This is a genomic window from Litorivicinus lipolyticus (assembly GCF_009650135.1).
Classification (GTDB): Bacteria; Pseudomonadota; Gammaproteobacteria; order Pseudomonadales; family Litorivicinaceae; genus Litorivicinus; species Litorivicinus lipolyticus.
Genome location: NZ_CP045871.1, coordinates 1970001 through 1981976, shown reverse-complemented (window position 1 = coordinate 1981976; position 11976 = coordinate 1970001). Strand labels below are relative to the sequence as shown.

Annotated in this window: 10 protein-coding genes (1 of these 10 cut by a window edge); 9 read left to right on the top strand and 1 reads right to left on the bottom strand. The window is 58.4% G+C overall.

Going from position 1 to position 11976, the window contains the following annotated elements; translation table 11 throughout:
- Positions 1-58 precede the first annotated feature (58 nt).
- Complete coding sequence (locus GH975_RS10070; protein ID WP_153714396.1) at positions 59-1711, top strand: NAD+ synthase; 1653 nt, start codon at positions 59-61, stop codon at positions 1709-1711.
- Here GH975_RS10070 and GH975_RS10065 read toward each other — a convergent pair.
- Complete coding sequence (locus tag GH975_RS10065; protein ID WP_153714395.1) at positions 1708-2673, bottom strand: outer membrane protein assembly factor BamD; 966 nt, start codon at positions 2671-2673, stop codon at positions 1708-1710. The two genes, GH975_RS10070 and GH975_RS10065, sit on opposite strands and share 4 nt — an antisense overlap.
- A gap of 64 nt (positions 2674-2737) precedes the next feature.
- On the opposite strand from GH975_RS10065, the gene rluD reads away from it, so the two are divergent.
- From rluD to msrP, 8 genes are all read left to right on the top strand, one after another.
- Positions 2738-3679 carry a 23S rRNA pseudouridine(1911/1915/1917) synthase RluD gene (rluD, locus tag GH975_RS10060; RefSeq protein WP_153714394.1) on the top strand — a complete coding sequence of 314 codons (942 nt, stop codon included), beginning with the start codon at positions 2738-2740 and terminating at the stop codon, positions 3677-3679.
- Positions 3676-4386, top strand: a complete 711-nt coding sequence (gene pgeF / locus GH975_RS10055) for a peptidoglycan editing factor PgeF (protein WP_153714393.1) — start codon at positions 3676-3678, stop codon at positions 4384-4386. The genes rluD and pgeF overlap by 4 nt, the downstream gene beginning before the upstream one ends.
- Positions 4387-4451: 65 nt before the next feature.
- Positions 4452-7025 carry an ATP-dependent chaperone ClpB gene (gene clpB / locus GH975_RS10050; protein WP_153714392.1) on the top strand — a complete coding sequence of 858 codons (2574 nt, stop codon included), beginning with the start codon at positions 4452-4454 and terminating at the stop codon, positions 7023-7025.
- A gap of 106 nt (positions 7026-7131) precedes the next feature.
- A complete protein-coding gene (locus GH975_RS10045) occupies positions 7132-8874 on the top strand; it encodes an acetolactate synthase 3 large subunit (protein ID WP_153714391.1) in 1743 nt (580 codons plus the stop codon).
- Positions 8874-9365, top strand: a complete 492-nt coding sequence (gene ilvN / locus GH975_RS10040; protein WP_153714390.1) for an acetolactate synthase small subunit — start codon at positions 8874-8876, stop codon at positions 9363-9365. The genes GH975_RS10045 and ilvN overlap by 1 nt, the downstream gene beginning before the upstream one ends.
- 24 nt (positions 9366-9389) lie before the next feature.
- Positions 9390-10406: a ketol-acid reductoisomerase gene (gene ilvC / locus GH975_RS10035; RefSeq protein WP_153714389.1), complete on the top strand. Its 1017-nt coding sequence runs from the start codon at positions 9390-9392 to the stop codon at positions 10404-10406.
- A gap of 2 nt (positions 10407-10408) precedes the next feature.
- Complete coding sequence (pssA, locus tag GH975_RS10030) at positions 10409-11182, top strand: CDP-diacylglycerol--serine O-phosphatidyltransferase (protein ID WP_153714388.1); 774 nt, start codon at positions 10409-10411, stop codon at positions 11180-11182.
- A 38-nt stretch (positions 11183-11220) separates the two neighbouring features.
- A protein-coding gene (gene msrP / locus GH975_RS10025) for a protein-methionine-sulfoxide reductase catalytic subunit MsrP (RefSeq protein WP_153714387.1) crosses the window boundary here: on the top strand, positions 11221-11976 show its 5' portion. The gene runs 213 nt beyond the window's last position; 756 of the gene's 969 nt are visible here — the first part of the coding sequence; its start codon is at positions 11221-11223; the stop codon falls past the right edge of the window.

Below are 11976 nucleotides of genomic sequence, written 5' to 3'. Positions count from 1 at the left end.
AAATGACGGTCGCCGCGTGCCGCACGACGTCAGGCTTTACGGAGTCAGCGGTCAGTTTATGCCTAATCTTAGTATTCACTTAGCCCAACCCGAATTTCGTTTAGGCGATCTTGATTTTCAGGTGACTCACCTGGTTGAGGTGGCTACCGCGGCGGCCGCCCGCGGCGCTGATTTGGTGGTGTTTCCCGAATTGTGGTTACCGGGCTATCCGGCCCAAGACCTATTGTATCGCGGCGATCTGATGCCGCGGATCCAGGCGGCGATCGACCAAATTGCACGTGAGTTGTCCGGTGTCACCGCGGTGGTGCTGGGTTACCCACGGCCGGCGCCGGCGCCCGCCACCCAGGATCCGGACGGCTATGCGCGGCCGAATTTGTACAACGTTATCGGTCTGATCGCGGACGGCGAAATTCTCAGCGAACACCGCAAACGCGCGCTGCCCAATTACGAGGTGTTTGACGAACGGCGTTATTTTCAGCCGGGGTCCGACGCCACCGTGGTCAATTTCAAAGGCCACAATGTGGGGTTGTTGGTGTGCGAGGACATCTGGGTCGAATCGGTTTTAACGGACACCTTGGACGCCGGCGCGGACTTGATCATTGCGGCCAATGCGTCGCCCTATCATCGCGGTAAATGGCAGCAACGCGCTGATGCGCTGTCGGCCATGGCCAAGCGTCACGCGGTGCCGGTGTTGTATGCCAATGCCGTCGGCGGCCAGGACGATTTGATTTTTGATGGTGACTCCCAAGCCTATGACGCCCAGGGCCAGTGCGTGGCGCGTGCTGCGCTATTTGAAACCGCCTGCCTGGCCACGGTGTTTGATGGCACGACCTTATCCTCGACCGACGCGGTCGCGGATGCGCCCGATACCTGGGGCGAGGTCTACGATGCCCTGGTCGTGGGCACGCGCGACTACATCAATAAAAACGGCTTCCCCGGGGTGATTCTGGGACTCTCTGGGGGGATCGATTCGGCGCTGACCTTGGCGGTCGCGGTCGACGCCCTCGGCGCGGACCGGGTCGGCGCGATTATGATGCCTTTCCACTACACCAGCGACATCTCCAAGCATGATGCTGCTGAACAGGCGATGACTCAGGGCGTTGACTACCAAAGCTTGGCCATCGTTGACCCGGTTAATGCCTTTTTAGACACATTGAAACCGGCGCTGGGTGACGGGCCGCTGGGGACGACGCGTGAAAACCTGCAAAGCCGAACGCGTGGCGTTTTGCTGATGGCGATGTCGAATTTTGGCGGCCGTCTGGTCTTGACCACCGGCAACAAAAGTGAGCTGGCGGTTGGCTATGCGACGCTGTATGGCGACATGGCCGGGGGCTACAACGTGCTGCGCGATGTGCCCAAGACTTGGGTGTTTGAGTTGTCCAAATTCCGCAATACGCGCGGCATGGTGATCCCGGAGCGGGTGATCACACGGCCACCGTCCGCCGAGTTAGCGCCGGACCAAGTCGATACGGATTCACTCCCGGATTACCCGGTGTTGGATGCGATTTTAGCGGCCTATTTGGACGAACAGAAAAGCCAGCAACAAATCATCGATGCGGGCTTCGACGAGGCCGACGTTTGGCGTGTCGTGCGCTTAGTCAATATAGCCGAGTATAAGCGTCGCCAGGGCGCGCCCGGGCCGCGCATCACGCCGCGATCGTTCAACTACGATCGCCGCGTACCGATCACCCAGGGCTGGGATCGCGCCTAGAAGAACGTCTCGGTGCCGGCGTTACGACCGCTGCGCGGCTCGTTAACGTTGGTGTTCGGGATCAATGTCTGTTGCGGTAACAACGCGGTGTTGGCGCGCCGTGCCTCGGTGAACAGCGCCAATTTCTCGCCCAGGTCGCCCTGATCGCCAAACAAACCAAAACTCATCTTGGCCGTCAGGCTTGGCGCCGTAGGCTCCAGCTGTGCTGGCAAGGCGTAGCCTGCGGGACCCGTGACAACGTATTGAGGGTAGTTCAAGGCCAAGGTCGCCAACGCGCGCTGCTCCAGCTCATCCTCGCCCAGTGCCTTGGATGCAATGGCTTTGACCAGCAATGCATCAATCACCGCCGATGACGACGGAAAGTTATCAATGACGACGCTGGCGCGGTTGGCGGCCGCAACCCAAGCACCGCGGTCAACGTAAAAGGTCGCCACTTCGATTTCCCGTTCCGCCAAGCGCTGACGCGTATAGATCAGGCGCAAACGCGAGTCAGTCACATAGGGGCTGGTCGGGTAGTCCTGGATCAAACGCCGGAAGTCGGTTGAGGCTTGTAGGAGCGACGAAGGGTCGCGGTTGTAGTTGTTGCCCGGCAGGTAGCGCGAGACCACGGTAAAGCCTTCCTGGAAGCTGGCCAATCCTTTCAGGTACAGAGCGTAATCGGCGTCCTGGTCTTCGGGGTTGAGGCGCAGAAAACGATCCGCTGCCGCCCGCGACAAGGGCTCGTTGCCTTGCTTAAGGTAGCTATAGATCAGCCACAGCTGGCTATTACGCGCGTAAGGGCCGAACGGAAAACGACTGTCGACTTCCTCTAGGGCGTCGATGGCTTGGTCCCAGCGCGCGGCATCGACGTGACCGATGGCGGTCTGGTAAAGCTCCGCTTCGCTCTGACGGTTGGCGTTTTTCAGGGTGCTACAGCCGGTCAGCGTAATCAGCAGACCGATCAAAAGTAATTTAGTTGGCATGTTTATCCAGACACTTTGTTAATCTTGCGTATTCAAACAGAAAAAACGTGGGCGGTGCAGTTTTTTGCAGTCTCAAGGTCTAGAGAAAACAGTTTCATTGGAGTTGGCGGGTGCGCGGGTTGATGCCGCGGCCGCCCAACTATTTCCCGATTATAGCCGGGCCCGCATTACCGCGTGGATTCGCGAGGGCCGGATGACGGTTGACGGCGAAATCCTGAAGCCTAAAGTCAAAGTCTTTGAGGGCCAGGTGATGGTCTTGACCCCGGGGGACGAGCCCCAGGTCAACTGGGGCCCCCAGGACATTCCGATTCCAGTTTTGTACGAGGACGATGATCTGATCATTGTCGACAAACCGGTCAACATGGTGGTCCATCCTGGCGCCGGCAACCATGACGGCACGCTGGTCAACGGGTTGATGTTTCGGTACCCGGAATTGGCGGCGTTGCCGCGCGCCGGCATCGTTCACCGGATTGACAAGGACACCACTGGACTGCTGGCGGTGGCGCGCTCGGAACGTGCACACAAGTCGCTGACCGAGCAACTTCAGGATCGTAGCCTGGGCCGCGAGTACTGGTGCATTGCGCTCGGTCAAATTCGCACCCCCGGCAAGGTCGAGGCCCGCGTGGGTCGCCACAGCGGTCATCGCACGCGCATGGCGGTGACGCCAAACGGCCGCGAGTCGCTGACTTATTATCGGATCGAGGCGCGTTTCCCCGGTGCCACCGAACTTAAAGTGACGCTGGCGACTGGGCGCACCCACCAGATCCGTGTCCACATGGCCCACATCAACCACCCGCTGCTCGGGGATCCGCTGTATGGCGGTAACCGCCTGTTGCCGATGACGCTGTCCGAAGAATTTCGCCAGGCACAGCAAGGCTTGGGCCGACAAGCACTGCACGCTCAGCGGCTTAAAATGAAGCACCCAGCTGACGGTCGAGACATTGAATGGACTTCGCCATTGCCGGACGATTTGGCTCGGCTTAGGGCGTTGCTGCACGCGCTATGATCGAGTTGGCCGGGTTGCCCGATACGGTGCGTGCGGTGATGACCACGCGTGCCGGCGGGGTCTCGGTCGGGCAATGGGCGTCGCTGAACCTGGGCACTCATGTCGATGATGATCCGGTGGCCGTTCGTGCCAATCGCAAGGTCGTCGAGTCGGCGCTGCAGGCACCGGTGGCCTGGTTGAATCAAGTCCACGGGGTCGTGTGCGTTGAGCGCACCTGCGCCGGCGAGGTGCCGACGGCAGATGCCCAGTGGACGACCCAGACCAACCTGGCGTTGGCGGTCGGCGTCGCTGACTGTTTGGCGGTCGGGCTGTGCAGTCCCAATGGCGATCGGGTGGGGGTCGCCCATGCCGGCTGGCGCGGTTTGCTGGGCGGGGTGATTGAATCCACGGCCCAGGCCATGGGCGGACCGCTGATCGCGGTATTAGGTCCCTGTATCGGTCCCGCGGTGTTTCAGGTCGGCCCTGAAGTACGAGAAAAGTTTTGTAACGATAACCCGGCTGCCGCCTCGGCTTTTCGCGCCGACACCGGCGATCGCTGGCTGTGTGATTTGCGATCGCTGGCCCGCCAACGCCTGGTATCGCTGGGTATCCGCGTTGTCGACGATCTCAATGAGTGCACCTACGGCGATCCGCAGCGCTGGTTTAGTTACCGTCGCCAGGCTCCGGGTGGACGTATGGCCATGCTCATGCTGCGCCGCGCAACTTGAAACCGCGTTAGCCGTCCCTAACTCCTAGATCATAGCCTGCTAGCGGGTACTAAGGAGAGAGTGCGATGCGCATGGAAAAGCTAACAACCACCTTACAAACCACCCTCGGTGACGCCCAGTCATTGGCGCTGACTGCGAAAAATGCCGAGCTAAAACCGCAACATCTAGTACAAGCCTGGTTGAACGATCCGAAAGCCGGGATCGGCGCACTGATTGCGCGCTCCGGTGCTGACTTGGCGACCTTTGCCGAATCGATTCGTGAGCAACTGGAAAGTGCCGCCCGCATCAATAAACCCGATGGCCAAATCAGTGCGTCCCAGGGTTTTGCGCGTGCGTTTAACCGAGCTGAAACCTTGGCGTCGGAATATGGCGACCAATTTATCTCGTCGGAAATATTGTTGCTGGCGATGATTCAAGACGGAGATATTCAAAAAGCCTATCGGGCCGCCGGTGGCGATTTGGATCGCCTCAAGTCGGTGGTCGAGGCATCGCGCGGCGGCGAGCGCGTGATGGATCAAAATGCCGAGGAAAGCCGTGGCGCCTTAGACAAATACTGCACCGACCTGACCGCGCGTGCGGCCAACGGCAAACTGGACCCCGTGATCGGCCGCGACGAAGAAATCCGCCGCGCTATTCAGGTGCTCCAGCGCCGGACTAAAAACAACCCGGTGTTAATTGGTGAGCCCGGCGTCGGCAAGACCGCAATCGTCGAGGGCTTGGCCCAGCGCGTGATTAATGGCGAGGTTCCTGAGGGCCTTAAAAACAAGCGCGTGATGTCGCTCGATATGGGCGCGCTGATCGCCGGTGCCAAATACCGTGGCGAATTCGAAGAGCGGTTGAAGGGCGTGTTGAATGAGCTGCAAAAGCAGGAAGGCCAGATCATCCTGTTCATTGACGAGTTGCACACCATGGTCGGCGCGGGCAAGGCCGACGGTGCCATGGACGCGGGCAATATGCTCAAGCCGGCGCTGGCGCGCGGCGAGTTGCACTGTGTCGGTGCAACCACGCTGGACGAGTACCGCCAGTACATCGAAAAGGACGCCGCGTTGGAGCGCCGTTTTCAAAAGGTCTTGGTCGACGAGCCCAGCGAAATTGATACCATCGCAATCTTGCGCGGATTGAAACCCAAATATGAAGTGCACCACGGGGTTCAAATCACCGACGGCGCGGTCATTGCCGCGGCCAAGTTGTCGATGCGCTACATCACCGACCGTCAGCTGCCCGACAAAGCAATTGATTTGATCGACGAAGCGGCCAGCCGGATCCGCATGGAAATGGACTCCAAGCCTGAAAAGCTGGATCGACTGGATCGTCGATTGATTCAGCTAAAGATCGAGAACGAAGCGCTAAAGAAAGAAACCGATAAGGATGCGGTCGCCCGCCAACAACATTTGGCCGAGGACATTAGCGTGCTCGAGCGCGAGATGGCGGATCTGGAAGAAATCTGGACCCGCGAGAAGGCCTCGACCCAAGGCACTCAGCACATCAAGGAACAACTGGATCAAGCTCAGACTCAATTGGAAGCAGCCCAACGCGCCGGCGATTTGGCGCGCATGAGTGAAATTCAATATGGGCAAGTGCCGGAGCTGGAGCGTCAGTTGGCCGCCGCGGAGTCCGGTGAGGGGGTCGAAATGACCCTGATCCGCTCGCGTGTCGGCGAAGAAGAAGTTGCCGAGGTGGTCAGCCGCTGGACCGGCGTGCCGGTCAGTAAAATGCTGGAAGGGGAGCGCGATAAGTTACTGCGTATGGAGTCAGTGCTGCACGACCAGGTCGTCGGTCAGCACGAAGCGGTGGTCGCCGTGGCCAATGCCGTGCGCCGTGCGCGAGCCGGATTGTCGGATCCAAATCGCCCGAGCGGATCGTTTTTGTTTTTAGGCCCGACCGGCGTCGGTAAAACCGAGCTGTGCAAAGCCTTGGCCAACTTTTTGTTCGACAGCGATGACGCCATGATCCGCATTGACATGTCGGAATTCATGGAAAAGCACTCGGTGGCGCGTTTAACCGGTGCGCCCCCCGGCTATGTTGGCTACGAGGAAGGGGGCTACCTGACCGAGGCCGTCCGTCGCCGCCCCTACAGCGTGTTGTTGTTGGACGAGGTCGAAAAAGCCCATCCAGATGTTTTCAACGTGCTGTTACAGGTGCTCGAGGATGGCCGCTTGACCGACGGTCAGGGGCGTACGGTCGATTTCCGCAATACGGTGGTGGTGATGACCTCGAACTTGGGGTCCGACATGATCCAGTCCATGCACGACGCCCCGGCCGAGGACATGCGCCGGGCGGTCATGGGCGTGGTCGGTCAGCATTTTCGCCCGGAGTTTCTCAACCGTATTGATGAATCGATCGTATTCCACGCGCTCGGCGCCGAGCACATTCGCGAAATCGCCGGGCTGCAATTGCAGCGCTTGGATCAGCGATTACACGCCCGTCAATTGAGTCTTCGACTAACGGACGCAGCCTTGGACGCCCTGGTCGTGGCCGGGTTTGATCCACTTTACGGTGCACGCCCATTGAAGCGGGCGATCCAGCAGTGCATTGAAAACCCCTTGGCACAGCGGTTACTGCAAGGTGACTTCGAGCCGGGGACTGCGATTGAGGCCGACGTCCGCGACGGCGCATGGGAATTTGTAGCGGTGTCGTAATGTTTGGCCGCTAACCGCTGCGCTGTCTTGCCGACGGCGGGCCAAAAGGGCATTATGTGGCCCCCTTGGCCTTGGCCATATCGCGATTAACACGACGGAAAATGACATGACGGTTGAGCACCTATCGGGCGGCGAAATGATCATGCGGTCGCTGAAAGAAGAGGGCGTCGATTTAATTTTCGGCTACCCCGGCGGTTCAGTACTGCACATCTACGATGCGTTGTATCGGCAAGACGCGGTGGAGCACATCTTAGTGCGCCACGAACAAGCGGCAGTGCATGCGGCGGATGGCTATGCGCGTTCAACAGGTAAAACCGGTGTCGTACTGGTCACCAGCGGACCCGGTGCCACCAATGCCATTACTGGCATCGCGACGGCCTACATGGATTCGATTCCGTTGGTCGTGATCAGCGGCAATGTCCCAAGTTGGGCGACCGGCACGGACTTCTTCCAAGAAACCGACATGATCGGTGTCTCGCGCCCGATCGTGAAGCACTCGTTCATGGTCCAAAGCGTCGAAGAAATTCCGTCGATCATGAAGAAAGCCTTTATGTTGGCGTCCACTGGTCGTCCGGGCCCGGTCGTCATTGACGTGCCCAAAGACATGACGGCGCCGGCTGACAAGTTCCCTTTCGAATACCCTGAATCGGTTCGCTTGCGCTCCTACAGCCCGGCGACCAAAGGGCATTCCGGTCAAATCCGCAAAGCTCTGGAGCTGTTGCTTCAGGCCAAGCGACCGGTGATTTACGCCGGTGGCGGCACCGTCATTGGTGACGCCAGTGCTGAATTGACGGACTTGGCGCGCAAACTCGGATACCCAGTGACCAACACCTTGATGGGGTTGGGCTCGTTTCCGGGTGACGACGGTCAATTCATCGGCATGTTGGGCATGCACGGTTTCTACGAAGCCAACATGGCAATGCACAATGCGGACGTGATCTTCGCCGTCGGCGCGCGTTTTGACGATCGCGTGACCAACGACCCGGATAAATTCTGCCCGGGCGCCAAGTTCATTCATATCGACATTGATCCGGCCTCGATTCAAAAAACAATCACAGAAGTCGAAGTGCCGATCGTCGGCCCGACCAAATCGGTGTTGACGGATATGCTGGCGATGTTGGGCGAAATGCCCAAGGCCGAAAACGGCGACGACATCAAAGCCTGGTGGGATCAAATCGAAGGCTGGCGCGCGGCGCATGGCCTGTGGACGGGTGATCGTTACGTTCGTAACCCGGACATGATCATGCCGCAAGACGTGGTCAAGACCCTGTACGAAGTCACCGGTGGCGATGCCTACGTGTGTTCGGACGTCGGTCAGCACCAGATGTTCGCAGCCCAGTACTACAAGTACAAAAAGCCTCGCCAATGGATCAACTCCGGTGGTTTGGGCACCATGGGCTTCGGGCTGCCTGCGGCCATGGGTGTTCAATTTGCACACCGTGATTCACCGGTCGCCGTGGTTACCGGTGAAGGCAGCATCCAGATGTGTATTCAAGAACTGTCTGCCTGCGCCCAGTACGCCTTGCCGATTAAGATCATCAACATCAACAATGAAGCCTTGGGCATGGTTCGCCAATGGCAGGACATGCAGTACGGCGGACGTTATTCGGCCTCGACCTATCAGGACTCGTTGCCTGATTTCGTCAAGCTGGCCGAAGCCTATGGCCACGTCGGCATGCGCGTCAGCGACCCGAGCCAGCTCAAGAAAGCGATGCAGGATTGCTTCGCGCTGAAAGACAAGCTGGTGTTCTTGGATATTTTGGTTGACCCCTCCGAGCACGTGTACCCGATGCAAATTGCAACCGGTTCAATGCGCGATATGTGGGTCAGTAAGACGGAGCGCACCTAATGCGGCACATCATTTCTGTTCTGATGGAAAACGCCCCCGGGGCACTCAGTCGCGTCACAGGGTTGTTCTCCCAGCGCGGCTACAACATTGAAAGTTTGACCGTTGCGGCGACGGATGACCCATCCTTGTCGCGTTTGACTGTGACTACCATCGGTGACGATCGGGTGGTGGAACAAATCACCAAACAGCTCAACAAGCTGATTGATGTGGTTAAACTGGTCGATCTGTCTGAGGGCGCGCATATCGAGCGCGAACTCATGCTGATCAAGATTAAAGCCACCGGCGCCCAGCGCGCCGAAGTGAAACGCACGGCTGATATCTTTCGTGGGCAGGTGGTTGACGTCACGCCGTCTGCGTACACAGTTCAATTGGCGGGTAGTTCCGACAAATTGGACGCATTTATCGAAGCCGTTGGCTCGGTCGCCATTATGGAAGTGGTCCGCACAGGCGTGTGCGGTATCGCGCGCGGCGAGCGCACGCTCGCTTTATAAACCCTTTATTTGGAAGTGTTGAAAATGAAAGTGTATTACGACAAAGACTGCGACCTGTCCCTGATCAAAGGCCGTAAAGTTTCTATTATCGGTTATGGCTCACAGGGCCACGCCCACGCCTGTAACCTGCACGACTCTGGTGTTGACGTCACGGTCGGCCTGCGCGCTGGCAGTGCTTCACGCGCCAAAGCTGAAAGTGCTGGCCTGAAAGTGGCTGACGTTGCCGTTGCCGTTGCCCAAGCTGATTTCATCATGATCCTGACGCCTGACGAATTCCAAGGTGCGCTGTACAACGACGAAATCGAACCGAACGTCAAAAGCGGTGCGACCTTGGCATTCGCCCACGGCTTTGCCATTCACTACAACCAGGTTGTGCCGCGCGCCGACTTGGACGTGGTCATGGTCGCGCCGAAAGCGCCGGGTCACACCGTGCGTAGCGAATTCGTTAAGGGCGGCGGTATCCCTGACTTGATCGCGATCCAGCAGGACGCGTCGGGCACGGCCAAAGAGTTGGCACTGTCATATGCATCCGCAATCGGCGGCGGTCGTACCGGTATCATCGAGACCACGTTCAAGGACGAAACTGAAACCGACTTGTTCGGCGAGCAGGCAGTTCTGTGTGGTGGTGCGGTTGAGCTGGTCAAAATGGGCTTTGAAACCCTGACCGAAGCGGGCTACGCACCTGAGATGGCTTACTTCGAGTGCTTGCACGAGCTCAAGTTGATCGTTGACTTGATGTACGAAGGCGGCATCGCCAACATGAACTACTCGATCTCGAACAACGCTGAATACGGCGAGTACGTGACCGGTCCTGAAATCATCAACGACGAAAGCCGTCAGGCTATGCGCAACGCACTCAAGCGCATCCAAGACGGCGAGTACGCCAAGATGTTCATCGCCGAAGGCGCAAGCAACTACCCGTCCATGACAGCGCGTCGTCGCAACAACGCAGCACACCCGATCGAAGAGACCGGTGCTCAGTTGCGTGCCATGATGCCTTGGATCAGCGCTAACGCTCTGGTCGACAAGTCAAAGAACTAAGCATGCCGGCAGACAAGCAGCCCGTTTCCATAGACCGGCGCGCGCAGCGCCGGGGTATCTACTTGCTGCCGAACTTGATTACCACCGCAGCGTTGTTGGCAGGCTTTTACAGCATCGTCAACGCGATGCGGGCGACCCCCGAAAATGGGTTGTTTGTGGTGGCCGCGATTAGCATTATCGTCGCGGGCGTTCTGGATGGCATGGATGGGCGTGTTGCTCGCATGACCAACACCCAATCCGAATTTGGCGTCCAGTTCGACTCTTTATCCGACATGGTGTCCTTTGGCGTAGCGCCGGCCATCCTGTCCTTTTCTTTTGCGCTTCAATACGGCGGTAAAGTCGGTTGGATTGCAGCCTTTATATTTGTCGCCTGCGCCGCCTTACGGTTGGCCCGGTTTAATGTTCAAACCGAAACGGCTGACAAGCGATTTTTTACGGGCCTAGCCTCCCCAGCCGCGGCAGGTACCGTCGCGGCACTGACCTGGACGCTCGGTGACATGGCCGTTGATGGGCGTGATTGGCTGGTGCTGTACTTGCCCTTGACCGCCGCCTTGGGTGGTTTGATGGTCAGTAACGTTAACTACCGTAGCTTCAAAGAATTAGATCCCGGTAGCAAAGTGCCGTTCGTGGCCTTGGCCGCGGTCGTCGTGGTGTATGCGGTCATCTCCTTGGATCCACCGCGTGTATTGCTGTTGATCGCTATGATTTACCTGTTCAGTGGTCCGGCTGAATGGGCGCTGGGCCGACTACGACCAGGTAAACCGTCCGGGAACTGATCGGTTAGTATTGGGTCATAGGTTCACAAGGAGAGCCCATGGCCCAACAGCAACCACTTCCCAGTGAAATTACGCCCCCTGAAATTTGGCACCGTCGCAAGGTCATTATGGCCGGCTTGGGTGCCGGTCTTAGCCTGACCGCGCTGTCGGCCAAGTCGGCCGATGCCCCGATTGATTACCCCGGCCCCGATTGGTTGCAGCCCGCAATCGCAGGCCATCAAGCCGATCCGGGGTCACGCGATGCTCTGACCCCCTATGACGTTGCCACTCGCTATAACAACTTCTATGAGTTTGGGACTGACAAGAGTGATCCGGCTAAAAATGCCCAGGACTTTGTCACCGACCCATGGCGCGTGACGGTTTCGGGGGCGGCCAATAACATCGGAGAATTCGATCTTGAGGCGATTATTCGTGGGCTGGCTTTGGAAGAGCGCATCACGCGCTTTCGGTGCGTCGAGGCCTGGTCGATGGTACTGCCATTTATCGGTGTGCCTCTGTCAAAAGTGCTGAGCCAATTTGACCCCACCGGCGACGCCAAATACGTCGCCTTCGAGACCTTGGTTGACCCCGAGCAAATGCCCGGTCAGCGCAGCCGTTTTTCAACGATTCAGTGGCCGTATCAAGAAGGGCTTCGCATGGACGAAGCCATGCATGACCTATGTTTCTTAGCGGTCGGCATGTATGGCCAAGCGCTACCACCGCAAAACGGAGCTCCGGTGCGCCTGGTGGTGCCTTGGAAATACGGCTTTAAGTCGATCAAGTCGATCGTCTCGATTCGTTTTTCCGAAACCCAG

Coding starts and splice junctions, on each gene's coding strand:
- GH975_RS10070 (WP_153714396.1), top strand. CDS start 59: ATGCCTAATCTTAGTATTCACTTAGCCCAACCCGAATTTCGTTTAGGC.
- GH975_RS10065 (WP_153714395.1), bottom strand. CDS start 2,673: ATGCCAACTAAATTACTTTTGATCGGTCTGCTGATTACGCTGACCGGC.
- pgeF (WP_153714393.1), top strand. CDS start 3,676: ATGATCGAGTTGGCCGGGTTGCCCGATACGGTGCGTGCGGTGATGACC.
- clpB (WP_153714392.1), top strand. CDS start 4,452: ATGCGCATGGAAAAGCTAACAACCACCTTACAAACCACCCTCGGTGAC.
- GH975_RS10045 (WP_153714391.1), top strand. CDS start 7,132: ATGACGGTTGAGCACCTATCGGGCGGCGAAATGATCATGCGGTCGCTG.
- ilvN (WP_153714390.1), top strand. CDS start 8,874: ATGCGGCACATCATTTCTGTTCTGATGGAAAACGCCCCCGGGGCACTC.
- ilvC (WP_153714389.1), top strand. CDS start 9,390: ATGAAAGTGTATTACGACAAAGACTGCGACCTGTCCCTGATCAAAGGC.
- pssA (WP_153714388.1), top strand. CDS start 10,409: ATGCCGGCAGACAAGCAGCCCGTTTCCATAGACCGGCGCGCGCAGCGC.